A 21,999-nucleotide genomic window follows, 5' to 3' on the forward strand; every position below is an offset into this window, starting at 1 on the left:
GCGCCGAGCATGGCACGCGGCGCGGCGGCGCGCACGTGACCTGTGCAACGCAGCGTCGAGGCGCGTCTGAAACGCTTCACAGCGGCGGCGGGGCGGGATGGCGCGCGGCGCCGCGCCGCGGGCAGGATGCGCGTATGCGAAGCGCGCTTCTCCTCGCGGCGGTCCTGGCCGTCGCCGCCCCGCCGGCCCGCGCGGCCGATACCACGCTGCCGGCGCTGCTGCGCCTGGTGCCGGAACCGCCGGCCGGCGTGCTGCAGTCGGGGCATGTCGTGCTTGCCTATGCGCGCGCCGACCTGCTGGCCGGGCAGCGCGGACCGACCGCCCAGGCGGGGTCGACGCGCATCGCCGCGGTAAACGAGGCCGCCCCGATGGCCTTCTCGAACATGCCGGTGGGCCAGGCCGGGGCCTGGCCGGCGGTGTCGGGCTTCGACTTCGACGCGATCGAGGCGCTGCTCGTGCTCGAGACCGGCGCGATGCCGCGCGGCATCCGCGTGCTGGCGGGCGCGCGCATGCCCGCGCTGGCGGCGCTCGCCGGGCCGCTTGCCGCGCGGGGCTTCGCGCCGCGCCGAATCGCCGGCCAGGATGTGCTGGCACGCGGCGCGGACGACGCGTTCAACCCGCAGCATCGCGCGGAAGGGGATGCGCTGGGCGGCAGCATCGCGCTCTCCCTGCGCTACGCGGTGCCGGCCCCGGGCGTGCTGCTGGCGACGCGGACGGATGCGATGATGGCGGCGTCGCTCGCGCCCGGTCGGCGCTTCGCCGAGGTGCCGGAGATGCGCGCCCTGGCCGAGACCTCCGCTGGCGGGCAAGGCGCGCGGGACCTGGCGCAGGCCATGGTCTTCGCACCCACGCTGCCCGGCCCGCCGGCGGTCCTGTCCGAGGCGCCGGAGGCGGCGGCGCGGCGCCTGGCCGCCGAGATGCGCGATGCCGACACGCTGCCCGGCCCGACGCCCTGGATCTTCGCCATGCTGTCCGAGCGGCGCGACGCGCAGGGGATCGTGACGCGCCTCGCCGTTGCCTATCGCCAGCGCGCGGCGGCGGATGCGGCGGCCGCGGCGATGGCCGCGCGGCTCGCGGCCATGCGCCCCCCGCCGGGGCTGGAGGCGGCGCGGCACGCGGTCGTGGACACCGGGGCGGACGACGTCTTCGTCGCGCTGATCGAGGCGCGCCAGCCGCCCGGGACGGCCGACACGCTGATGCGACTGGTCGTCGCGCGGCATTTCGGCGGGGAGGCGACGCCGATGACGATCGGCGCCTTGCCGCGCGCCGCCTTCGCGCGCTGAAGCTCAGCCGGCGTCGCGGAGGAATGCCGCGAAGGTCGCGGCGGCGGCCATGAGGTCGGCGGTCTCCATCGCCTCTCGCGGGTTGTGGCTGCCATTCGCGTTGCGGATCAGCAGCAGGCCCGTCGGCGTGCCCGCGGCGGCGAAATTCGCCGCGTCGTGGGAGGCGGGGGAGCCGAGCGGCCGGGTCGCGACGCCCATGCGCGCGGCGGCCGCGGCGAGCGCGGCCTGCAACCCGGCATCGCAGGGGCCGACCGGGGCGGCGTTGCGCGCGCCGCGGTCGATGCTCACGCCCCGCCGCGCGGCGGTGGCATCGAGGATGGCGTGGAAGCGGCGTTCCAGCGCGGCCAGGTGGTCGGCGTCGTAGGCGCGCAGGTCGATCGAGAAGGTGAAGTCGCCCGGCACGACGGTGATCTCGTGCTTCGCCGTGTCGGTGTGGAAGCGGCCGATGGTGAAGGCCATGGCGCGTCCGGCCGCTTCCTCCTCAGCCCACATCGCGTCCAGCGCGGTGAGGATGTCGGCGCCCGCCAGCGCGGCGTCGCGGCGGAAGCGGCGGGGCAGGCCGACATGCGCGTCCTCCCCCGCGATGCGGATCGCGGCGTGGCGGATGTTGCCGGGGATGCCGGTGCAGATGGCCAGCGGAACGCCCGCTTCGATCAGCGACGGCGCCTGTTCGATATGCGCTTCGAGGAAGCAGCGGATCGGCCCCGGCGGCAGCAGCCGCGCGCCGGGGCGGATGGCGCCGGGGTCGCCGCCGCAGGCCGCGATGTGCTCGGCGAGCGTGCGGCCGGTGTCGGCGCGGCGGCGGTCCAGCGCCTCCTGCGGCAGGATGCCGAGCGCGGCGCGGCTGCCGATCAGGCCGAGGCCGAACCAGACCGCTTCCTCGCAGCGGAAGGCGGCGATGGTGATGTCGGCGCGGGGCGCGAACCCGGTCGCGTGCAGGGCAGAGACGGCGGCGAGCGCGGCGACGACGCCCGCCGCGCCGTCGAAATTCCCGCCATGGCGCACGCTGTCGAAGTGGGAGCCGAGCATGATGCGCGGCGCCGCGCGGTCCTCGCCGGGCCAGGTGAGGTAGAGGTTCGTCGCGGCGTCGCGCATCACCTCCAGCCCGAGGCGGTTCGCCTGCGCGATGGCGAGATCATGCGCGGCGTTCTCGCGCTCGTCGAAGGCGTGGCGCGTGATCCCCGGCGAATCGGCGCCGATTGTCGCCAGCCGGTCGAGCATCGCCTGCGCGCGCGGTGCCTCGGCCGCGAGCGCGGCGGGGAGGCTCACGCGCCGAGTTCCGCCAGCACCTCCGCCGTGTGCTGGCCGAGCGTCGGCGCGGGGGCGTGCCAGTGGCCGAGGCCCGGCAGCATGGGCAGCGGCACCTCGCCCAACTGCGGCTGCGGCACGCGAGAGGCGGCGCCATAGGCGACGACATGCTCGTTCGCCAGCCAGTCGAGCGGCGAGTTGACGCGGTCCGCCAGCAACCGCGCGCCCTGCAGCCGCGCCACCCATTCGTCGGATGTGCGCCTCGCGAAGGCGGCGCGGACGATGGCGTAGAGCTCCTCCCGATGCTCCCAGCGCAGGGGGAAGGAGGTGAAGCGCGGATCGGCCTTGGCGTCTGGAATCTCGAGCGCGTCGCAGATGGCGAGCCATTCGGCTTCGCGCACCAGCGTCACCATCACCCAGGCGCCGTCCGAGCATTGATAGGCGCCGGCGGGCGCGTTGGGCGGCGCGGCGGGCTTCTGCTGGTAGCCCCATTCGGCGATCTGGTGCGTCAGCAGGTTCGACGTCGCGGCCATCAGCGACATGTCGATGACGCGCTGCCGCGGCGCGCTGTCCTGTGCCCGCGCGGCGAGTGCCACCTGCACGGCGGAAAACGCCCAGATGCCGGTCGCCATGTCGGCGATGAAGGGCCCCGCCTTGTGCGGCGCGCCATCCGACCCGGCATTGAGCGAGACGAAGCCCGAGAAGGCCTGCGCCACGGAATCGGTGCAGGGGCGCTCGCGATACGGCCCGCGCTGGCCGAAGCCGGAGATGGAGAGGCACACCGCATCGGCCTTCGCGTTTTCCGGCCCCAGGCCGATGCGCGCGGCGACACCGGGGCGGAAGGCCTCGATCAGCACATCGGCCTGCGATGCGAGCCGCGCGGCGGCCGCACGGCCCTCATCGGACTTCAGGTCGAGCACGACGGACCGCTTGCCGCGGTTGAAGCAGACCGTCATCACCGAGACGCCCTCGTTGGCGGAGCCCAGCGCGCGGGACCAGTCGCCTTCGGCCGGTTCCAGCTTGATGACATCGGCGCCGCAGGCGGCGAGCATCATGCCGCAATAGGGCCCGGCGATGCCCTGGCCGGCATCGAGCACGCGGATCCCCCGGTAGGGGCGCATCGCCTCGTCCATCGCGTTTCCTCCTGCGCGTTTCCGGGCCTATCCTGACGCGAAGACAGAACAAGGGAAGGGGATGCCATGAGGATCACGCGACGCGCGCTGCTCGGCACCGCGCTGGCGACGCCGGCGCTGGCGCAGGACTGGCCGAGCCGGCCGGTGCGCTGCATCGTCCCCTATCCGCCGGGCGGGCCGACCGACCTGGTGGGCCGCGTGGTCGCGCAGCGCGCGCAGCAGGAACTCGGCCAGCCGCTGGTGGTCGAGAACAAGCCCGGCGCCTCCGGCACCATCGGATCGGCCGAGGTGGCGCGCGCGGCGCCGGACGGCGGCGTGTTCCTGGTGAACGCCTCGGCGCATGTCATCATTCCGCACATCAACCGCAACATGCCCTACGACGCGCTCAACGACTTCACGCCGGTGACGAACATGGCGATGGTGCCGCTCGTCGCGCTGGTGAATCCGCGCCTGCCGGTGCGCTCGCTGCGGGACCTCGCGGACCATGCCAAGGCCAATCCGGGGCGCGTCGCCTATGCCTCCTCCTCGATCGGCGGGGCGCAGCACCTGGCGGGCGAGATGTTCAAGCAGATCGCCGGCGTGGACATGGTGCACATCCCCTATCGCGGCGCCGGCCCCGCGATCCAGGACCTGATCGCGGGCAACGTGCAGGTGATGTTCGACAGCGTGCCGGCCGGCGCGGGCGCGGTGCGCGAAGGGCTGCTGCGGCCGCTCGCCGCACTCGATGCGCGGCGCATCGCCGTCTATCCGGACCTGCCGACCTCGGCCGAGGCGGGCTTCCCTGACCTGGTGATATCGACCTGGTACGGGATATGGGCGCCGCCGCGGACGCCGATGGCCATCGCGGAACGGATGCAGCGCGCGGTCGCCGTGGCGGTGCGCGACCCGGAGGTGCGGGCGCGGCTCGCGCCGCTCGGCGCCGATCCGGTGGCCGACACGCCGGCGGAATTCGACGCCTTCTGCCGCCGCGAATCCGAGAAATTCGGCGCCATCGTGCGCGCCGCCAGCATCCGGATGGAATGATGCGCGCGATCCTCTGCGAATCCTGGCGCGACTTCGATGCGCTGGAGGTGAAGGACATCCCGCCGCCGGCGATGCGCCCGCACGGCGTGCGCATCCGCGTCGAGGCGGCGGGCGTGTCCTTCGCAACGCAACTCGTCGTCGCGGGCAAGTACCAGCGAAAGCCGCCGCTGCCCTTCGTGCCGGGCACTGAGGTGGTGGGCACGGTGATCGAGGCCGCGCCGGATGCCGAGGCGCCGCCGCCGGGCAGCCGCGTCTTCGCCGTGCTCGACTGGGGCGGCTATGCCGAGGAAGCGATCGCGGACGACATCCATGTGGTGCCGATCCCCGAGGGGCTACCCGCCGAACCGGCGGTGGCCTTCCCCATCTCCTACCCCACGGCGGGCGCCGGGCTGCTCTGGCGCGCGCGGATCTCGGCCGGCGACTGGGTGCTGGTGCACGGCGCGGCGGGTGGCGTCGGGCTCTCGGGGGTGGAGATCGCCAAGGCCGTCGGCTGCCGCGTGGTCGCGCGCGCGGGTGCGGCCAAACATGCATTGCTGCGCGATCGCGGCGCGGATGTGGTGCTCGACAGCGCTGCACCCTTCCGCGACGCGGTGCGGGACGCGACCGGCGGGCAGGGCGTGGCCTGCGTGCTGGACACGATCGGCGGCGATGCCTTTGAGGATTCGCTCCGCTGCCTGGGCGATGGCGGGACGCTGGTGGTGGTGGGCTTCGCCGGCGGCGGCATCCCGACCGTGGCGGCGAACATCCTGCTGCTGAAGAACATCGCGGTCGCGGGGGTGAACTGGGGCACCTATGTCGGCTGGTCGCCGGGCGACAACCGGCGCCTGCACGCGCCGCGCGCGCGGGAGCTGTGGGCGCGGCTGATGGGGTGGTGGCGCGATGGCGCGCTGAAGCCCGAGGTGCATGCCGCGTTTCCGCTGGAAGGCTTCCGCGCGGCGATGGCGGAGGTGCGGGGGCGGCGCAGCGCGGGGCGGGTGGTGCTGCGGCCGTGACGCGCGGTGCGGAAGGTCGGGGGAGGGGAACCTCCCCCGCGTTTCGAAAGAAGGTTGAGGGGGGTATGGGGGGAGAAGTTCCCTTCTCCCCCCACGCCTCATGAAGGATCATCGCGGCGTCGCGCTGATCGTCGCCTCCGCGCTGTTCATGCAGAACCTGGACAGCGCGGTGCTCGCGACGGCGCTGCCCTCCATGGCGCGCGACCTGAACGAGGACCCCGCGCGGCTCGGTGCCGCCATCACCGCCTACCTCGTCTCGCTGACCGTCTTCATTCCCTTTTCCGCCTGGATCGCCGACCGCTTCGGCGCGAAGCGCGTCTTCATGCTCGCCATCATGGTCTTCGTCGCGGCGTCGCTGCTGTGCGGGCGCGCGGATGGGCTTGGCGAGCTCGTCGCCTTCCGCGTGCTGCAGGGCGTGGGCGGGGCGATGATGGTGCCCGTCGGGCGCCTGCTGCTGCTGCGCGGGGTTGAGAAGCGCGACATGCTGTCCGCCATGGCCTGGCTGACCATGCCGGCGCTGCTTGGGCCCGTCACCGGGCCGCCGCTGGGCGGGTTGCTGACCGACCTGTTTTCCTGGCGCGCGGTGTTCTGGATCAACGTGCCGATCGGGCTGATCGGCGTGGTGCTGGTTGCCTGGAAGATCCCGCATGTCGCCCCCGCGCGGCCCGGGCCGCCGGACGTGATGGGGCTGGTGCTGACGGGCGTGGCGCTGGCCGCGCTGATGTTCGGGCTTGAGACGGTGGGCCGGCACGTCGTGCCCGGCTGGATGTCCTGGACGGGGCTTGCGCTCGGGCTCGTGGCGGGCGCGCTGGCGGTGCGGCATTGCCGGCGCGTGCCGCAGCCGGCGGTCGATCTTTCGCTGTTCCGCATCGCGACCTTCCGCGACCCGGCGGTGGCCGGCAGCCTGTTCCGCACCGGCGCGGGCGCGGTGCCTTTCCTGATCCCCGTCATGCTGCAGATCGGCTTCGGCATGAGCGCGACGGAAAGCGGCTTCGTCTCCTTCGCCACCGCGCTCGGCGCCTTCGCGATGAAGCCGCTCGTGCGCCCGCTGCTCAGGCGCACCGGCTTCCGCGCGGCGCTGCTGGCCAACAGGGTGCTGGCGGCGGCGGGCATCGCCGCGCTCGCGCTGCTGACGCCGGCCTGGCCGGGGGTGGCGATCTTCCTGCTGCTGGCCGCGGGCGGGCTCGCGCGCAGCCTGCAGTTCACCGCGCTGAACACGCTCGCCTTCGCCGATGTGCCGACCGAGCGCATGTCGCGCGCGACGGCGCTGTACGGCACGCTGCAGCAGCTGACGCCGGCGCTCGGCGTCGTGCTGGCGACGACGACGCTCGAGGCGTCGCTCGCCCTGCATGGGCGGGACGGGCTGGCGGTGGCGGATTTTTCGACCGGCTTCCTGGTGGCCGCGGTGGTGGTTCTGGCCTCCATCCCGCTGCATGCGCGGCTAGCGCCGGATGCGGGGGCGGAGGTATCGGGGCACCGGCGCTGAACCGCGATCCGGCCGTGGCTTGAACGCCCGATCCACCGCCTCGGCGATGCCGCCTTCGCGGATCGGGCGCTAGAAGAGTTCCATCAGCTTCGCATGGTCGTCGAGTTCCGCCGGCGCGCCTTCGAAGATGAAGCGGCCGGACCGCATCACCAGCACGCGGTCGGACACGGCGAAGGCCTCGCGCACATTCTGCTCGACCAGCAGGATCGACATGCCGCGGCTTTGCCGCAGGGCCGCGATCGGGCGGATCAGGTCCTGGAACAGCTTCGGCGCGAGCCCGATCGAGGGTTCGTCCAGCAGCAGCACGCGCGGGCGCGTCAGCAGCGCGCGGCCGATCGAGACCATCTGCTGCTGCCCGCCGGACAGCGTGCCCGCGCGCCGCGTACGGAATTCGCGGATGCGCGGCAGCACCTCGAGCACCTCCTCGATCCTCTCCTTCTGGCCGGAGGAGGGGACGCCCGCGGACCACAGGGCTAGGCCGAAGATCTCGTCCACCGTCAGATCGGGAAACACGCCGCGCCCTTCCGGCACGAGCGCCACGCCCGCGGCGCCGAGGGCGGCCGGCGTGTAGGAAGCGGGCGTCGCGCCGAAGACGCGCAGCGTGCCGGCCGATGGCCGATGCAGGCCGAACAGCACGCGCAGCAGCGTGGATTTCCCCGCGCCATTGTGGCCGATCAGGCAGAGGATCTCGCCCGCCTTCAGCGTGAGCGAGACATCCTGCAGCACTTCGCGGCCGCCGAAGCCGGCGGAGAGGCCAAGGGCCTCGAGTGCGGTGTCGCTCACGCCGCCTCCTGCGGCCGGTCGCCGAAATAGATGGCGGCGAGCGCGGGGTCGCGCAGGATCGCCTGCGGTTCCCCTTCCGCCAGCACGCGCCCTTGGTCGAGGAAGGCGATGCGGTCCGACAGTTCCGCCACCACGTCGAGGTTGTGCTCGATCAGGCAGATCGCGACGCCGCACGCCGTCGCCGCGCGCAGCAATTCGCCGAAGCGCAGGCGGGAGGCGAGGTCGAGCCCGGAGGCCGGTTCGTCGAGCAGCCAGATATCGGCCTCGGCCGCCAGGATGCGCGCCATGGACAGGAATTTCCGCTCCGCATAGGCAAGGTCGATCGCGCGTGCATCTGCCAGGGCCGACAGGCCCGTCGCCTCCAGCGCGGCCGCCGCACGGTCCTCGCGCTGCCGCCGCGCCCGCGCCCCGCCTGGCTGCCAGAACCAGGACGCCGTCTCGGTCGCGGCGAGCACGTTCTCCCGCACCGTCATGTGCGTGAACAGCCGCAGGTCCTGGAAGGACCGCGCGACGCCGAGCCGCGCGACCTGCCAGGGCTTCAGCCCCATGATCGGCTTGCCGCGGATCTGCGCCGTGCCGGAATCGGCGCGGAGGTTGCCGGTGATGAGGTTGAAGGTCGTCGTCTTGCCCGCGCCGTTCGGCCCGACCAGCGCGGTGACGCGCCCCGCGGGCAGTGAGAGCGAGACGCCCGCCACCGCCTGCAGCCCGCCGAAGGCGCGCGCGAGGTTCTCGGATTTCAGCAGGATCTCGGTCATGCCGTCGCGCGCCCCTTCGACAGGTCGCCGACCAGGCCGGCGGGGCGGAAGATCATCAGCAGCGTCATGGCCAGGCCGTACACGATCTGCTGCACGGCGCCGACCTCGGTCGCCGGGATGAAGGGCAGGAAGGCGAGGCCCGAGGGCAGGGACAGCAGCAGCACCGCGCCGATCAGCGGGCCCCACAGCGTGCCCGTGCCGCCGATGATGACCATCGCCATCACCAGCACCGACTGGTCCATGGTGAAGCTCTCGACATTCACGAAGGACAGGTGCAGCGCGAACAGCGCGCCGCCGATGCCCGCGCCGGCGCAGGCGAAGGCGACGGCGAGCGTCTTCGCCGCCGCGACGTTCTTGCCCAGTGCCTCGGCCGCGCTTTCCGCATCCCGGATCGATTGCAGCGTGCGGCCGAAGGCGCCGCGCTGCAGCCGCGCCGTCAGGAACAGGATCAGCGCCAGCGCCACCAGCGCGAGCGGCAGGACGCCGACCTCGATCCCCGCCACCGTCGGGCGCGGAATGGCGACGAGCCCGCCGATGCCGCCCGTGAAGGCCTTGGCTTCCGAGAACAGCGTCGTCGCCATCATCTGCAGGCCGAGCGAGGCGGCGACGAAGTATTCGCCCCGCACGCGCAGCGCCGGCAGGGCGAGGCAGAGCGAGAGCCCGCCCGCCACCACCGCCGCCACCAGGCAGGCGAGCAGCGCGTCAGGGAAGAATTGCAGCGCGACCTGCGCCCCGGCATAGGCGCCGAGGCCGAAGAACACCGCATGCGCGACCGAGAAGATGCCGGCAAAGCCGACCACGAAGTTCAGCGTCGCGGCGAGGATGCCGAAGATCGCGACCAGCGTCGCGAGGTTGGCGAGATAGGCCGTCATCGCGTCTGCGTCACCCCGAAGAAGCCGCTCGGCCGGAAGATGATGAAGGCGAAGAGCACGAGGAAGGAGACCGCCTCCGCCCATTGCGTGTCGACGACCTGCAGCGCGACCGATTCCGCCACGCCGAGCATCAGCCCCGCAAGCGCGGCGCCGCGCAGGGACCCCACGCCGCCCACGATCGTCGCCGCCATGGAGATGAGCATGACATGGTGGCCGATCGCCTCGTTCAGCCCGGTCGTCATCGCCGTCAGCACCGCCGCGGGCGCCGCCATGGCGGAACCGAGCGCGAAGGCGAGCATCGACAGCCGGTTGGACGAAAGCCCATAGGCGCGCAGCAGGTCCGGATTCTGCGCCAGCGCGCGCAGCGCCACCCCGGCATGGGTGCGCGTGAGGAAGGCCGAAAGTGCAGCGAAGAGCACCACCGCGACGCCGATCGCGATCCAGAAGATCGGCGCGAGGAAGACGTCGGGCATCACCTCGGTGGCGCGGGACAGCGGCGTGTCCACGCTCGCGAAGCCGCGCCCGGCCAGCATGCCGACCAGATTCTGCACCACCACCGCGACGCCGAAGGCGGCGACGAAGACCGTGAAGAAGGACCCTTCATGCCGCTGGATGGGGCGGTAGACGACGCGTTCCATCGCCAGCCCGAACAGCGTCGCGGCGACGACGCCCACCATCGCGCCCGCCCACCAGGGCCAGCCGGCATTCCAGGCGAACAGGAAGGCGTAGCCCGCGAGCGTGAAGGAGATGCCGTGCGCGAAATGGAAGATGCGCGTCGCGCCGAAGATGAGCGCGAAGCCGGCCGCGGTCAGCGCGTACAGGGCCCCCGTCTGGAGGCCCTGCAGCAGGAGCTGGAGGAACAGCACGGGCGGATCAGGCGATCGGCACCACGCGCCCGCCGCGGATCTCGTTCACCTGGATCTCCGCCGACATGTTGCCCTGGTCGTCGAAGGTGCCCTTGCCGCCGACCAGGTCGAATTCCCGCACGCGCAGCAGCGTCGCGCGCAGGCTGTCGCCGTTGACGGCGGCGTTCTCGCGTTCAAGCTCCCGCGCCAGCAGGGCGAACAGCCGCGTCGCGTTGTAGTAGTTGGCGTTGTAGGTGCCGGGCTCGGCATTGTGCCGCGCCTTGAAGTCGGCGGCGAAGCGGCGCGTGATCTCCGACCCGCCGGTGTAGTCGAACTTCTGGCTGGTGAAGATGACGCCCTCGGCCTCGGGGATCGAGGTGACGGAGGCGATCGACAGCGCCGAATAGCCGACCAGCGGCTGGGAGATGCCGTTGTCCCGCAGCCCCTTGATGATCTGCGCCTGCTGTGCGCCGAAGGAGGCGACATAGACCGCGTCCGGTCGGGCCTGGCGGATGCGCGCGGCCACGGGGCCGAATTGCTGCGCCGTGCGCGGGATGGAGAAGGTGCCGGTCAGTTCCCCACCTACCTTGGGCAGTTCCGTCCGCAGCAGGCCGAGGATCGCGTCGCCCAGCGGGTCGTCCACATAGACCAGCGCGATGCGCTTGAGGTTCCGCCGCATCAGGAAGGGCAGGAAGGCCTGGGTTTCCAGGTGCGCGAGCGGGATGACGTTCCAGAAATAGGGCGACAGCCCTGCGAGGTCCGGCCCGACCGCGCCGCCATTGACCATGACGGTCTTGGCCCGGTCGCCCACGGGTGCCACCGCCTTCGACACCGAGGTGAAGCCCACCAGCACGAAATGCGCCCGGTCCACGTTCACCAGCTTGTTCATGCCGATCACGCCCTGCTGCGGCAGGGCCTGGGTGTCCTCGGCCTGGATGCGCATGGGCCGGCGCAGCGTGCCGTCGGCGCGGGCGTGTTCGATGGCGAGGGCGGCGCCGTCGGTGAACAGCTTGCCGTATTCGCCGTTCGGCCCGCTCATCGGAAACAGGGTGCCGATCACATAGGGATCGGAGCCCTGCGCGAAGGACGGGCGGATGAAGGGCGCGGCGAGCGCCGTGCCGAGCAGCGCGCGGCGCGCGATCAGCGGACCGGTCATGGACTTCACTCCCTCAAGCCTTGCTTGTTGGCGCGAAGCCTCCGCCCGTGCCCTGCCCCTGTCAACCGTGCGGCAGGCGGAATCCGGGTTCGTCCCATTGCATCGCGGCAAGCTTCCCGCTGGTGGAAAGGGTGATGTACGCGGTGCGCATATCGGCCCCGCCGAAGCAGATGTTCGTCGGCATCCGCTCGGGCATCTTCACCACGCGCAGGATCTCGCCAGCGGGCGAGACGGTCGTGATCTCCCCGCTCACCAGCGTGGCGACGATGATGTTGCCGGACGCGGCGATCGCGATGCTGTCCAGCCGCCGATAGCCCGGGAACTGGCACAGCACGCGCCCGCCATTGGACGACGGCCAGGGTTCCTTGCGCAGCTGGCCGGGCCCTTCCACGTCCCAGGCCCAGAGCCGCCCAGTCTCGGTCTCGGCCACGTACAGCGTCCGGCCATCGGGGCTGATGCCGATGCCGTTGGCGCCGCCGAAGATGGGGAAGGCGGCTTCGACCGCGCGCGAGCCATCCGCCGCGCCCCAATAGGCGCCGCCATGGTCGCGGTCGCGCGCGCGGACCTTGCCCAGGTCGCTGAACCAGAAGCCGCCATGCGCGTCGAACATCAGGTCGTTCGGGCCGCGCAGGGGGCGGCCGTCCACCGCGCGATACAGCGTCTCGACCGCGCCGGTCGCCGGGTCGATCCGCTCGATCCGCCCGCCGGAATAGTCGGGCGACTGGCCGGTCGGGCGCAGCATCCCGGGCTCGTCATGCCAGGAGAAGCCGCCATTGTTGCAGACGTACAGCATCCCGGCCGGGCCCAGCGCCAATCCGTTCGGCGCGCCGCCCACCGTCGCGATGGTGCTCTTGGCGCCATTCGCCGCGACGCGGGTGAGGCGCCGCGCCTCGATCTCGACCAGCGCGACCGACCCGTCCGGCATGGCGACCGGGCCTTCGGGAAAGCGCAGCCCGTCCGTGACGATGCGCAGATCCGGGTTCTCGACGATGACGGCCATGGCGCTTCCTTCCCCTTGCCTCGTTGGGCCGGATCATGGACCGCGATCGGATGGCTGCGAAGCCTTGACGGCGGCGCCCGCGCGCCGGAGCGTTCCGCCATGAGCCAGCCCGATCCCGTGACCCTGTCGGTCCTCGACAACCGCTTCCGCGCCATCGTCGAGGAGATGGGGGAGGCGATGCTGCGCACCGCCTATTCGCAGATCCTGAACTCCTCCCGCGATTTCTCCATCGCGCTGTGCGACGCGCAGGCCCGGCTGCTCGCCCAGGCGGACCACATCCCGGTCCATGTCGGCGCCATGCCCTTCGCCGTGCAGGCGGTGCGGGAGGCCTTCGGCGACGCGATCGCGGATGGCGACATCTACCTGCTGAACGACCCCTATCATGGCGGGTCGCATTTGCCGGACCTGACCATCATCGTGCCGGTCTTCGGCGAAGGGCGGCTGCTGTTCTTCTCCGTCGTGCGCGCGCACCACACCGACATCGGCGGCGGCACGCACGGCGCCTACAACCCCGCCGCGACCGAGATATTCCAGGAAGGGTTGCGGCTGCCGCCCATCCTGCTCGGCCAGGGGCGCGTGGCGCGCGCCGACCTGGTGCGCATGATCGTCACCAACACCCGCCTGCCGCGGGAGGTGCGCGGCGACCTGATGGCGATGATCGGCGCGGCGCACCTCGGCGAGAAGCGCCTGCTCGCCGTTCTCGCCAAGCACGGCGCTGCCGAGACGGAAGCGGCCGTCGCGGCCATCCTTGCCCTGTCCGAAGCCCATGCGCGGCGCATCATCGCGTCCTGGAAGGATGGCGAATGGCGCGGGGAGGCCTTCCTCGACGATGACGGCTTCGGCCAGACCGACATCCCGATCCGCGCCCGCGTCGTCAAGCGCGGCGATTCCATCGTCGTCGACCTGTCCGATTCCGCGCCGCAGGTGCCCTCCTTCCTCAATTCCTCCTGGCCCAACACGGTCAGCGCGGTGCGCATGGCGATCGCCTTCCTGCTCGACCCGGAGGTCGCCAAGAACGACGGCTGCTTCCGCCCCATCGAGATCATCGCGAAGGAAGGCACCATCGTGCTGCCGCGCGAAGGCGCGCCCGTGACCATGTGCACCTCCCACTGCTCGAACGAGATCGTCGAGGCGGTGGTGAAGGCGCTTGCGAATTCCTGCCCCGAGCGCGCCATGGGCGGCTGGGGGCGGCGCTTCCGCGTCGCCATCAAGGGCCGCGACGCGCGCCGCCCTGACCGGCCCTTCGTGTGGCACCTGTTCCACGCACGGCCCGGCGGGGGCGGATCGTCGAAGGGCGATGGCTGGTCCACCGCCGGCGAATGGCATTCCGCGGGCGGGCTGAAGTTCGGCAGCGTGGAGATGGCCGAGGCGCGCTTTCCGCTGTTCTTCGCCAGGCACGAATTCCGCCCGGGCAGCGCGGGGGACGGCACCTTCCGCGGCGGGCTCGGCGGCGAACTCGAATTGCGGCTCGAAACCGACGGCCCGTCGGTCGCCAACACCGCGGGCGACGGCGTGAAGTACGGCGCTGCAGGAATGCTCGGCGGGCGCGACGCGGCGCCGCACCACTACACGCTGCGGCGTGCGGACGGCACGTCGCGCGATTTGCGCACCAAGGAAGTCGGCATTCCGCTCGCGCCTGGCGACGTGCTGCATGTGCGCGCGGGCGGCGGCGGCGGATGGGGGCCGCCGGAGAAGCGCGATCCGGCGGCGCGGGCGCGGGATGCGGAGGAGGGGTTGCTTTGAACGGCTGTAGAAAGGTCGGGGGGAGGGAACTCCCCCCGAGCCCCCCTCCTTCTTTTTTCACCTGGAGACTGACCTCCGACGTCAGTTCCCAAACAGATGAAGAAGGGAGGGGGTTCGGGGGAGGTTCCCCTCCCCCGCACGTCACATGACCTACCGCATCGGCATCGACGTCGGCGGCACCTTCACCGACGTGGTCTGCGTGGCGGCCGACGGCGCCACCACGCTCGCCAAGGCCGCGAGCACCCCCGCCGACCAGAGCGAGGGTGTGATCGCCGGCCTCGCCGTGCTCGCCGATCGCCTCGGCGTGACGCTGGCCGACCTGCTGGCGCGCACCGAGCGCATCGTGCACGGCACGACCGTCGCGACCAACGCGCTGCTGGAACGCAAGGGCGCGCGCGTGGCGATGCTTACCACCGAAGGGCATCGCGACGTGATCGAGATGCGCGAAGGGCTCAAGCCCGAGCGCTACGACCTTCGCCTGCCCGCCGCGCCCGCGCTGGTGCCGCGCCGCCTGCGCCTGCCCGTGCGCGAGCGCATCCGCCCCGACGGGCGCGTCGAGCTGCCGCTCGACCGCGCCTCGCTCGACGCCGCCATCGCGCGGCTGAAGGAAGCGCAGGTGGAAGCGGTGGCGATCTGCTTCCTGCATTCCTGGCGCGACGACGCGCATGAACGTGCCGCGGCGGATGCGGTGCGCGCCGCGCTGCCTGGCGTGTTCGTCACGACGAGCGCGGAGGTCCTGCCGCAGATCAAGGAGTTCGAGCGCTTCTCGACCGCCTGCGTGAACGCCTATGTCGGCCCGATCGTCTCGCGCTACCTCGCGCGGCTGCGGGGAAGGCTCAAGGACGCCGGCTATGGCGGGCCGGTCTTCGTCATCCTGTCCCATGGCGGCGTCGCGCCGGTCGAGGAAGCGGCGAGGCTCGCGGCGGGCACGGCGCTGTCGGGCCCCGCGGGCGGCGTCGCGGCGGGGGTGGCGCTGGCGCAACGCGGGGTGGGGGAGGATCTCATCACCTTCGACGTCGGCGGCACCTCGACCGACATCGCGCTGGTGCAGGATGGGGAAGCGGCGCTCGGCCGCGGCCGCACGGTGGGGGGCGAGCGCATCGCACTCGAGAGCCTGGACATCGTCACGCTCGGCGCGGGCGGCGGGTCCATCGGCCATGTCGGCGCGGGCGGCACGCTGCAGGTGGGCCCGCGCAGCGCCGGGGCGGTGCCGGGGCCGGTCGCCTATGGTCAGGGCGGCACGGAACCGGCCGTGACGGACGCCAACCTGGTGCTGGGCTACCTCGATCCGGCGAATTTCCTGGGTGGCGCGCGCAGTCTCGACCGGGATGGCGCGCTGCGCGCCTTCGAGCGGCTGGGCGCGGCGCTTGGCATCGATGCCATGGCGGCCGCCGAAGGCGTGCATCGCCTCGCGAATGTCCGCATGGCGGATGGCATCCGCGTCGCGACCGTGCGGCGCGGCGTCGATCCGCGCGACTTCACGCTGCTCGCCTTCGGTGGTGCGGCGGGGCTGCATGCGAGCGCGGTCGCGCGGGAACTTGGCATGAAGCGCGTCGCCGTGCCGGTCTTCGCCGCCGGGCTGTCCGCCTGGGGCATGCTGCACACGGACCTGCGCTACGAGATGGCGCGCAGCGAGATCGGCACCGGCGGCGTGCCGGCCGACGACGCGCTGCGCACCATCTGGGCGGGGCTGGAGGAGGAAGGCCGCGCCCGCGTCGCCGCCTGGTTCGGTGGCGCGGTCGAGACGCGCCGCGCGGCCGACATGCGCTATGGCGAGCAGGTCTTCGAGATCGCCGTGCCGCTCGAGGACGTGGCCTGGGACACGCCGGGCCTGGCGCAGCGCGTGACCGAGGCCTTCCACGCCCGCCACGAATCCCTCTTCACCTACGCGCTGAAGGGTGAGGAGGTGGTGCTGGTCAATGCCCGCCTCGCGGTGATCGGCCGGCTGCCGCCGATGCCGGTGCCGCCCGCGCCCGAGGATGCGGCGCCGGCCGCGCCCTTCGCCACGCGCCGCGCGCGGCTGGGCGGGGCGGAGGCGACGCTGCCCGTGCTGGGCTTCGCCGCCCTCGCGCCGGGGCAGGAGGTCGCGGGGCCCGCGATCGTGGAGAGCGACACGACGACGGTGCTGCTGCTGCCTGGCGACCGCGCGCGGATGGACGGGCGCGGCTGGCTGACGATGACCTTGCCGGAGGAAGGCTGACCCATGGCCGACTGGACGCCGCCCGAGGGACATGGCGGGCGATGGATCCTCGCCTGCGCGGCGGGAGCCGCGGCGGGGGCGGGGCTTGGCACGCTCTGGGCGCTGGCGCTGCTGCCGGCGGCGGGGGCGGAAGCCGCGCGGCTCGGCCTGTTGATGGCCTTCCTGCAGGCGGGCGGCGGGGCGCTGGCCGGCGCGGTGCTGGGCGCGGCGCAGGCGCTGGTGCTGCGCGGGGCCTATCCGGCGCTTGGGCTGCCGGCCTGGATCGGCGCCTCGGCCGTGGCGGGCTACCTTGTCGTGCTGGTCACGGGGCTGATCTACGGCCAGCTCGCGCAATACGCCGGCAGCATCCCGATCCCGGCCTTCATCATCCTGGGCGCGGCGGTGAAGGGCGTGCTGGCGGGGCTGTTCTACGGCTTCGCGCAGGGGCGCGTGCTGGATGCCGTGGTGGCGGACCGGGCCTCCTGGGCGCGGGTGGTGATGGTCGGCTGGATGCTGGGCGCGATGCTGTCGAGCCTGCGCTGGCTGATGGGCCTGACGGGCCAGGGCAGCATCTCCCTGGTGACGGGCGCGATCATCGGCGGGGCGGTGGAAGGGGCGGCGCTCGGCCTCGTTTCGGCCGGCGCCTTCCGCTTCATGCCGCCTCGGCCAGCGCGGCCAGTTCCGCCGTGAGGTTGGCGCGCGCCGGCGCCTCGTAGATCGCGCCGAGCCGCGTGCGGAACAGCCGCTTCGTCGCGGCGAAGCGCGCCAGCACCGCCTGCCGCCCCTGCCGCCAGGCGGGTTCCGCCACGGCGGCGTATTCGCGGCGGAGGAATTCCGTGTTGCGCGCGAACAGCGTCGGCCGCTCGGCGAGCGGCGTCAGGTCCAGGTCGAGCAGCCGCAGCACGCGGCAATCCTCGCCCGAAAAGGCGATGTGGTCGGCGGTCGCGAGGATCGCCGCCTGCGCCCATTCCGTGCGCCCCGGCACCATGGCGGCGAGGAGTGCGGCGGACCGTGCCTCGTTGTCGCGGCCGAGCGGTTCGTAGACCGCGTCGTGGAACAGGATGGCGAGTGCGAGGTCGCGGTCGCCGGCGTCGCCGCCATGCAGCAGGTGGCGCAGCCAGAGCAGCCCGACGTGGGCGGCGTCGTGATAGGCGCGGTGCGGTTCGGCGTAGCGGCGGCGCAGTTCGGTCGCCGCGGCGGGCGGGATGTCGGCACGCGCGAGCAGGGCGCCGAAGCCGGCCCGGCATTGGTCCAGGTCGGCGGCGAGGGCGAGCCCGGCCTCCGATTCGCGAATGCTGCTTTGCACCATGCGCCTACCCTGCACGCTGGAACTCGATTCTCCCACCGGAATCCTCCAGCCAGAGCCGGTCGTCGCCCTGGAGGATGAAGCGGTAGGTCTCTCCGGTCCGCATGCGGATCGGCGTGCAGCCGACGAGGCCGCAGGCGCGGCGCGGCGACCAGTCCTCGATGCGCACATGCAGCCAGGGTTCGGCGGGGCTCGCGCTCCAGCGGCCGGTCACGGTCATGGGCTGGGCGCCGGGCCCGGCATCGCGGCGGGCATAGCCGCCATCGGCGGCCAGCGTGATCTCGACCGACTGGCCGCCCTGGGTGGCGCGCCAGGTGCCGGCGATCGGCGGCGCCTCCACCGCGCCGAGGGGCGCGAGGGGCAGCGTGGCGAAGAGGGCGGCGGCGAGGAGGAAGCGCGGCGCCATGGCAACCTCCGGTCAAGGATGATCTCACCGCCAAGGATGCCGTCGGAATGGTTGAGACGCGCTGAACCGCTTCATGTTGGATGCGCGCGTAACGAAAGCTTGTCCGCGCGGGATCGGACGGTCAGGGGATCGCGAAGATCCGCCCGAACCGCGCCAGGGCCGCCGTGCCGAGCCCCGCCGCCCGCAGCGCCGCCGCCACGCCGAGGGCCGCGCTGTCGAGCACCGGGATGCCGAGTTCCGCTTCCAGCGGCGCCATGGCGTCGAGCCCTGGCAGGTTCGTGCTCCATAGAAGGATCGCATCCGGCGCGGCCTCCCGCGCCAGCGCCCGCGCGGCATCCAGGATGGCGGCCAGCGCGACGGCGGCGGCGGAGAGGTTGTCCGGGCAGCCGAGCCCCCGCGCGGCGACGGTCGCAACACCCCCCGGCGCGAAGCCGGCGCCATGCGCCGCGGCTTCCTCCGCCCGGCCGGGCAGGAGGAAGGCGATGCGGCGCGCGCCGAGGGCGGCCAGTGCGTCCGCCGCGAAAAGCGCGGCGGTGGTCGCCGGGCAGCCGGCCTCGGCGGCCAGCCGCGCGGCCAGCGCCCGGTCCGCATCGAGCCCGAGTGCTGCCCCCCGGCTGCCGTTCCAGCACACCGCGGCGACGCCCGCATGGCCGAGCAGTCGCGCCGCTTCGGCGTAGGAGGCTGCGTCGTAGCCATCCTTCGGCTGGCCGGTCCCGTCCGGCGCGTAGGGGATGCGGGCGAAGCAGGCATCGACCCCAGGCAGGTCGCGCAGCAGGGCGAGCGTCGTGCGCTCCACCACGCGGTTGGAGGACGGCAGGATCGTTCCGATCGCGGGGCGGGCCATGGCGCCATCCTGGCCCCGGCCGGCAGGATCGCAAGCGCGATCAAGCCCGGCCGTGGCAGGTTCCACGTGAAGCAAAGGGGGCGGCATGGCGGCGCGGGCACGGACGGGGCGGGACTACGCGACGCGCATCGCGCGGGCCATGGCGCTGATCGCCGCCCGGCCCGCCGACCCGCCGACGCTGGAGGAGCTGGCGGATGCGGCGGCCTTCTCCCCCTTCCATTTCCACCGGGTCTACCGGGAGATCGCGGGCGAGACACCGGCCGAGACGGCGGCGCGGGCGCGGCTGACCGGCGCGGCGGTCGCGCTGCTCAAGGGCGCCTCGAAGGTGGCCGAGGTCGCGCGCCAGGCGGGCTATGGCAGCCAGGCGGCCTTCACCCGGGCCTTCCGCGCCGTCTACGGCATCCCGCCGGCGGCCTATCGCGCGCGCGGGGGCCTCGGCTTCCCGGTCCGCCCGAGCAGCGGGGACGAGGAGAGCATCATGTTCGAGGTCGAGATCCGTCCCTTCCCGGCGCTGCGGCTCGCGGCGCTGCGCCATGCCGGGCCCTATGAGGGGATCGGCGCGGCCTTCGACCGGCTGATGGCCTGGGGCGGCGGGCGGGGGTTGGTCGGGCCAGGGACGCGATGCGTCGCGCTGTACCTGGACGACCCGCGCAGCGTGCCCGATGCGGCGCTGCGGTCCGATGCCGGCTTCACCGTGCCCGACCAGGTCGCGGGGGAAGGGGAGGTGCGGATCGTCGCGACGCCTGCCTTCGCCCGCGTCGCCGCGCTGCGCTTCAAGGGCCCCTATGCGGAGCTCGAGCGCGCCTATTCCTGGCTGTACGGCAGCTGGCTGCCCGGCAGCGGGGAGGAGCCGGCGGATGCCCCGGTCATGGAGGAATACCTCAATGACTGCCGGAGCCTGCCGCCGGCGGAGTGGCTGACCGACATCCTCCTGCCGCTGAAGGGCTAGCGGCTACTTCTTGCCGATGCCCAGATCGGCTTCCAGCTCGCGGATGCGGGCCTGCAGCGTGGTGCGCATGGACGGCGAGGCGTGCGGCTTGAGGCCCGCCAGCGTGTCCTTCAGTTCGCGCAGCAGCTTTTCCTTCTCGGCCTTGCTGCGCTGGATGGGGCGCGCGTCGGAGAACTGGCCTTCCCGGCTTCTCATAGCGATTTCCTCGCGTCTCGTTGTTGGATTCGACAGACCCGCGATGTGGCATGGAACATCGTGAAATGGAACGCCGCCGTGGTGCCGGTCAGGTCCCACCCGGATCGAGAATGGCAGTCTGCGCCTCTCGCGAGCGCCTGCGCCTAACGACGATGCCTGTGATGCTGCCGGCGCAGCCGATCAGCACCGTGGCAAAGTGGATGAAAGCCCAACGGTCGACGACGGCCAGCCCATCCGGCGAGCAGTAACCGAGACCCTGTGGGCAGACATCGGAGGTCTTGAGTGACATGATCATAAAGGTGATCACAAGACCGACGAAACCGATCGCGATCGCCCAACCCACCCCGCGCACGATGCCGAACCACGCAAGGATTGCCGCGGCTGCGCTTGTCGCAGCGATGATCAAGCCATCCGAGACGACGCGATCGCAGGATCCCGCGGTGGCGCTATCACCGCATAGTTTCCAGCGGTCCCATATCGCTTCGAGCGGAAGGAACGCGAAGAGCGCGACCGTGGCTACGGCGAGCAGCACCCTGACCACGCGCCGCGCCTTACCCCATTAGATGTCGAGCATCAGGCGACGGGGATCCTCGATGCTCTCCTTCACGCGCACGAGGAAGGACACCGCTTCCTTCCCGTCCACGATCCGGTGGTCGTAGGACAGCGCGATGTACATCATCGGCCGGATCTCGACCTTGCCGCCCACGGCCATCGGCCGCTCCTGGATCTTGTGCATTCCGAGGATGCCGGACTGCGGCGGGTTCAGGATCGGCGTCGACATCAGCGAGCCGTAGATGCCGCCATTGGTGATGGTGAAGGACCCGCCGGCCAATTCGTCGAGCTTCAGCGCCCCGTCGCGCGCCTTCTTGCCGAAGGCGCCGATCGACTTCTCGATCTCGGCGAAGGACAGGGTGTCGGCGTTGCGCAGCACGGGCACGACCAGGCCCGAGGGCCCGCCCACCGCGATGCCCATGTGGACGAAGTGCTTGTAGACGATCTCGTCGCCGTCGATCTCGGCGTTCACCGCCGGGAATTCCTTCAGCGCCGCGACGGCCGCCTTCACGAAGAAGGACATGAAGCCGAGCTTCACGCCGTGCTTCTTCTCGAAGGCGTCCTTGTATTCCGTGCGCAGCGCCATCGCCGCGCCCATGTCCACCTCGTTGAAGGTGGTCAGCATGGCGGCGGTGTTCTGCGCTTCCTTCAGCCGGCGCGCGATGGTCGCGCGCAGCCGCGTCATCTTCACCCGCTCCTCGCCGGCTTCCGGGGCGCGCGGGGCGCGCGGGGCGGCGGCGGCGGCCGGGGCGGCCGCGGGGCGGGCGAGGAAATCCATCACGTCGCCCTTGGTGATGCGCCCATCCTTGCCCGTGCCGGCGCCGATCGCGGCGGCCGAGGCGCCGGTCTCGGACATCAGCTTCGCCGCGGCGGGCAGCGGGGCATGGGTGCCGGGCACGGCGACGGGGCCGGTCACGGCGCGCGGGGTCTCCACATGCGGCGTCGCGGGCGCGGCCGGGGCGGGATGCGGCTGGGCAGGCTTCACGCCCGCGCCGGCGCCCGCGGCGATGGAACCCAGCACCGCGCCGGGGGCGACCTCGGCCCCTTCGGCGGCGGAGATCGCCTCCAGCACGCCGGCGGCGGGCGCGTTGACCTCCACCGTCACCTTGTCGGTCTCGAGTTCCACCAGCGGCTCGTCGGCCGCGACCGCCTCGCCGGCCTTCTTGAGCCAGCGGGCGACGGTGGCGGAGGAGACGCTCTCGCCGAGGGTGGGAACGAGGATGTCGGTCATGATCTGCCGTCCATTGTC

At 72.4% G+C, this 21,999-nt stretch carries 22 protein-coding genes; 8 read left to right on the top strand and 14 right to left on the bottom strand.

What is annotated here, in order from left to right:
• Nucleotides 1-134 precede the first annotated feature (134 nt).
• Nucleotides 135-1,283 (top strand): hypothetical protein, encoded by a 1,149-nt coding sequence (locus J5Y09_RS02290; protein ID WP_209350084.1) that lies wholly within the window; start codon nt 135-137, stop codon nt 1,281-1,283.
• Nucleotides 1,284-1,286: 3 nt separating this feature from the next.
• Here J5Y09_RS02290 and J5Y09_RS02295 read toward each other — a convergent pair whose 3' ends face one another.
• The gene (locus J5Y09_RS02295; protein ID WP_209350085.1) at nt 1,287-2,552 is read right to left on the bottom strand and encodes a hydantoinase/carbamoylase family amidase; all 1,266 of its coding nucleotides are present in this window, start codon (nt 2,550-2,552) and stop codon (nt 1,287-1,289) included.
• On the bottom strand, nt 2,549-3,664 hold the full coding sequence (locus tag J5Y09_RS02300; protein ID WP_209350086.1) for a CaiB/BaiF CoA transferase family protein: 1,116 nt from the start codon (nt 3,662-3,664) through the stop codon (nt 2,549-2,551). Before J5Y09_RS02300 ends, J5Y09_RS02295 begins: the two co-directional genes overlap by 4 nt.
• 66 nt (nt 3,665-3,730) lie before the next feature.
• On the opposite strand from J5Y09_RS02300, the gene J5Y09_RS02305 reads away from it, so the two are divergent.
• The 3 genes from J5Y09_RS02305 (at nt 3,731) to J5Y09_RS02315 (ending at nt 7,165) form a co-directional block, all read left to right on the top strand.
• Entirely contained in the window at nt 3,731-4,687 is a 957-nt protein-coding gene (locus J5Y09_RS02305; protein ID WP_209350087.1) for a Bug family tripartite tricarboxylate transporter substrate binding protein, read from the top strand.
• Nucleotides 4,684-5,679 carry an NADPH:quinone oxidoreductase family protein gene (locus J5Y09_RS02310; protein WP_209350088.1) on the top strand — a complete coding sequence of 332 codons (996 nt, stop codon included), beginning with the start codon at nt 4,684-4,686 and terminating at the stop codon, nt 5,677-5,679. The genes J5Y09_RS02305 and J5Y09_RS02310 overlap by 4 nt, the downstream gene beginning before the upstream one ends.
• Before the next feature lie 100 nt (nt 5,680-5,779).
• A complete protein-coding gene (locus J5Y09_RS02315; protein ID WP_209350089.1) occupies nt 5,780-7,165 on the top strand; it encodes a DHA2 family efflux MFS transporter permease subunit in 1,386 nt (461 codons plus the stop codon).
• Between the two features lie 69 nt (nt 7,166-7,234).
• Here the strand turns inward: J5Y09_RS02315 and J5Y09_RS02320 are convergent, their stop codons facing one another.
• The 6 genes from J5Y09_RS02320 to J5Y09_RS02345 all read right to left on the bottom strand — a co-directional run bounded on the left by J5Y09_RS02320 (nt 7,235) and on the right by J5Y09_RS02345 (nt 12,576).
• Nucleotides 7,235-7,948 carry an ABC transporter ATP-binding protein gene (locus tag J5Y09_RS02320; RefSeq protein WP_209350091.1) on the bottom strand — a complete coding sequence of 238 codons (714 nt, stop codon included), beginning with the start codon at nt 7,946-7,948 and terminating at the stop codon, nt 7,235-7,237.
• Complete coding sequence (locus J5Y09_RS02325; RefSeq protein ID WP_209350092.1) at nt 7,945-8,703, bottom strand: ABC transporter ATP-binding protein; 759 nt, start codon at nt 8,701-8,703, stop codon at nt 7,945-7,947. Before J5Y09_RS02325 ends, J5Y09_RS02320 begins: the two co-directional genes overlap by 4 nt.
• Nucleotides 8,700-9,575, bottom strand: a complete 876-nt coding sequence (locus J5Y09_RS02330) for a branched-chain amino acid ABC transporter permease (protein WP_209350094.1) — start codon at nt 9,573-9,575, stop codon at nt 8,700-8,702. The genes J5Y09_RS02325 and J5Y09_RS02330 overlap by 4 nt, the downstream gene beginning before the upstream one ends.
• On the bottom strand, nt 9,572-10,441 hold the full coding sequence (locus J5Y09_RS02335; protein WP_209350095.1) for a branched-chain amino acid ABC transporter permease: 870 nt from the start codon (nt 10,439-10,441) through the stop codon (nt 9,572-9,574). Before J5Y09_RS02335 ends, J5Y09_RS02330 begins: the two co-directional genes overlap by 4 nt.
• Before the next feature lie 7 nt (nt 10,442-10,448).
• Nucleotides 10,449-11,576, bottom strand: coding sequence for an ABC transporter substrate-binding protein (locus J5Y09_RS02340; protein ID WP_209350096.1), 1,128 nt, complete (start codon nt 11,574-11,576; stop codon nt 10,449-10,451).
• 61 nt (nt 11,577-11,637) lie between these two features.
• A complete protein-coding gene (locus J5Y09_RS02345; protein ID WP_209350098.1) occupies nt 11,638-12,576 on the bottom strand; it encodes an SMP-30/gluconolactonase/LRE family protein in 939 nt (312 codons plus the stop codon).
• A gap of 99 nt (nt 12,577-12,675) precedes the next feature.
• On the opposite strand from J5Y09_RS02345, the gene J5Y09_RS02350 reads away from it, so the two are divergent.
• The 3 genes from J5Y09_RS02350 (at nt 12,676) to J5Y09_RS02360 (ending at nt 17,188) form a co-directional block, all read left to right on the top strand.
• Nucleotides 12,676-14,319 (top strand): hydantoinase B/oxoprolinase family protein, encoded by a 1,644-nt coding sequence (locus tag J5Y09_RS02350; protein ID WP_209350099.1) that lies wholly within the window; start codon nt 12,676-12,678, stop codon nt 14,317-14,319.
• Between the two features lie 145 nt (nt 14,320-14,464).
• Nucleotides 14,465-16,519: a hydantoinase/oxoprolinase family protein gene (locus tag J5Y09_RS02355; RefSeq protein WP_209350101.1), complete on the top strand. Its 2,055-nt coding sequence runs from the start codon at nt 14,465-14,467 to the stop codon at nt 16,517-16,519.
• A gap of 3 nt (nt 16,520-16,522) precedes the next feature.
• Nucleotides 16,523-17,188 carry a hypothetical protein gene (locus tag J5Y09_RS02360; RefSeq protein WP_209350102.1) on the top strand — a complete coding sequence of 222 codons (666 nt, stop codon included), beginning with the start codon at nt 16,523-16,525 and terminating at the stop codon, nt 17,186-17,188.
• Here the strand turns inward: J5Y09_RS02360 and J5Y09_RS02365 are convergent.
• The 3 genes from J5Y09_RS02365 to J5Y09_RS02375 form a co-directional block, all read right to left on the bottom strand.
• A complete protein-coding gene (locus tag J5Y09_RS02365; RefSeq protein WP_209350103.1) occupies nt 17,151-17,807 on the bottom strand; it encodes a hypothetical protein in 657 nt (218 codons plus the stop codon). The genes J5Y09_RS02360 and J5Y09_RS02365 overlap by 38 nt on opposite strands.
• A gap of 4 nt (nt 17,808-17,811) precedes the next feature.
• On the bottom strand, nt 17,812-18,210 hold the full coding sequence (locus J5Y09_RS02370; protein ID WP_209350104.1) for a hypothetical protein: 399 nt from the start codon (nt 18,208-18,210) through the stop codon (nt 17,812-17,814).
• A gap of 121 nt (nt 18,211-18,331) precedes the next feature.
• Nucleotides 18,332-19,054 carry an aspartate racemase/maleate isomerase family protein gene (locus J5Y09_RS02375; RefSeq protein ID WP_209350106.1) on the bottom strand — a complete coding sequence of 241 codons (723 nt, stop codon included), beginning with the start codon at nt 19,052-19,054 and terminating at the stop codon, nt 18,332-18,334.
• A gap of 85 nt (nt 19,055-19,139) precedes the next feature.
• Here J5Y09_RS02375 and J5Y09_RS02380 point away from each other — a divergent pair, with 85 nt between their 5' ends.
• Nucleotides 19,140-20,003 carry an AraC family transcriptional regulator gene (locus tag J5Y09_RS02380; protein WP_209350107.1) on the top strand — a complete coding sequence of 288 codons (864 nt, stop codon included), beginning with the start codon at nt 19,140-19,142 and terminating at the stop codon, nt 20,001-20,003.
• Nucleotides 20,004-20,006: 3 nt separating this feature from the next.
• Here the strand turns inward: J5Y09_RS02380 and J5Y09_RS02385 are convergent, their stop codons facing one another.
• The 3 genes from J5Y09_RS02385 to odhB form a co-directional block, all read right to left on the bottom strand.
• Complete coding sequence (locus J5Y09_RS02385) at nt 20,007-20,198, bottom strand: hypothetical protein (RefSeq protein ID WP_198378579.1); 192 nt, start codon at nt 20,196-20,198, stop codon at nt 20,007-20,009.
• 88 nt (nt 20,199-20,286) lie between these two features.
• Nucleotides 20,287-20,739, bottom strand: coding sequence for a hypothetical protein (locus J5Y09_RS02390; RefSeq protein WP_209350109.1), 453 nt, complete (start codon nt 20,737-20,739; stop codon nt 20,287-20,289).
• Between the two features lie 18 nt (nt 20,740-20,757).
• A complete protein-coding gene (gene odhB, locus J5Y09_RS02395; protein ID WP_245216739.1) occupies nt 20,758-21,981 on the bottom strand; it encodes a 2-oxoglutarate dehydrogenase complex dihydrolipoyllysine-residue succinyltransferase in 1,224 nt (407 codons plus the stop codon).
• Between the last annotated feature and the right edge of the window lie 18 nt (nt 21,982-21,999).

It is taken from the genome of Roseomonas nitratireducens, assembly GCF_017813355.1.
GTDB lineage: Bacteria > Pseudomonadota > Alphaproteobacteria > Acetobacterales > Acetobacteraceae > Neoroseomonas > Neoroseomonas nitratireducens.

Excerpts from the sequence above, each read along its gene's own strand:
- J5Y09_RS02360 (WP_209350102.1), top strand. The coding sequence starts at position 16,523 with ATGGCCGACTGGACGCCGCCCGAGGGACATGGCGGGCGATGGATCCTC.
- J5Y09_RS02365 (WP_209350103.1), bottom strand. The coding sequence starts at position 17,807 with ATGGTGCAAAGCAGCATTCGCGAATCGGAGGCCGGGCTCGCCCTCGCC.
- J5Y09_RS02345 (WP_209350098.1), bottom strand. The coding sequence starts at position 12,576 with ATGGCCGTCATCGTCGAGAACCCGGATCTGCGCATCGTCACGGACGGG.
- J5Y09_RS02310 (WP_209350088.1), top strand. The coding sequence starts at position 4,684 with ATGATGCGCGCGATCCTCTGCGAATCCTGGCGCGACTTCGATGCGCTG.
- J5Y09_RS02340 (WP_209350096.1), bottom strand. The coding sequence starts at position 11,576 with ATGACCGGTCCGCTGATCGCGCGCCGCGCGCTGCTCGGCACGGCGCTC.
- J5Y09_RS02290 (WP_209350084.1), top strand. The coding sequence starts at position 135 with ATGCGAAGCGCGCTTCTCCTCGCGGCGGTCCTGGCCGTCGCCGCCCCG.
- J5Y09_RS02385 (WP_198378579.1), bottom strand. The coding sequence starts at position 20,198 with ATGAGAAGCCGGGAAGGCCAGTTCTCCGACGCGCGCCCCATCCAGCGC.
- J5Y09_RS02355 (WP_209350101.1), top strand. The coding sequence starts at position 14,465 with ATGACCTACCGCATCGGCATCGACGTCGGCGGCACCTTCACCGACGTG.
- J5Y09_RS02300 (WP_209350086.1), bottom strand. The coding sequence starts at position 3,664 with ATGGACGAGGCGATGCGCCCCTACCGGGGGATCCGCGTGCTCGATGCC.
- J5Y09_RS02370 (WP_209350104.1), bottom strand. The coding sequence starts at position 18,210 with ATGGCGCCGCGCTTCCTCCTCGCCGCCGCCCTCTTCGCCACGCTGCCC.
- J5Y09_RS02305 (WP_209350087.1), top strand. The coding sequence starts at position 3,731 with ATGAGGATCACGCGACGCGCGCTGCTCGGCACCGCGCTGGCGACGCCG.
- odhB (WP_245216739.1), bottom strand. The coding sequence starts at position 21,981 with ATGACCGACATCCTCGTTCCCACCCTCGGCGAGAGCGTCTCCTCCGCC.
- J5Y09_RS02375 (WP_209350106.1), bottom strand. The coding sequence starts at position 19,054 with ATGGCCCGCCCCGCGATCGGAACGATCCTGCCGTCCTCCAACCGCGTG.
- J5Y09_RS02315 (WP_209350089.1), top strand. The coding sequence starts at position 5,780 with ATGAAGGATCATCGCGGCGTCGCGCTGATCGTCGCCTCCGCGCTGTTC.
- J5Y09_RS02350 (WP_209350099.1), top strand. The coding sequence starts at position 12,676 with ATGAGCCAGCCCGATCCCGTGACCCTGTCGGTCCTCGACAACCGCTTC.
- J5Y09_RS02330 (WP_209350094.1), bottom strand. The coding sequence starts at position 9,575 with ATGACGGCCTATCTCGCCAACCTCGCGACGCTGGTCGCGATCTTCGGC.
- J5Y09_RS02380 (WP_209350107.1), top strand. The coding sequence starts at position 19,140 with ATGGCGGCGCGGGCACGGACGGGGCGGGACTACGCGACGCGCATCGCG.
- J5Y09_RS02325 (WP_209350092.1), bottom strand. The coding sequence starts at position 8,703 with ATGACCGAGATCCTGCTGAAATCCGAGAACCTCGCGCGCGCCTTCGGC.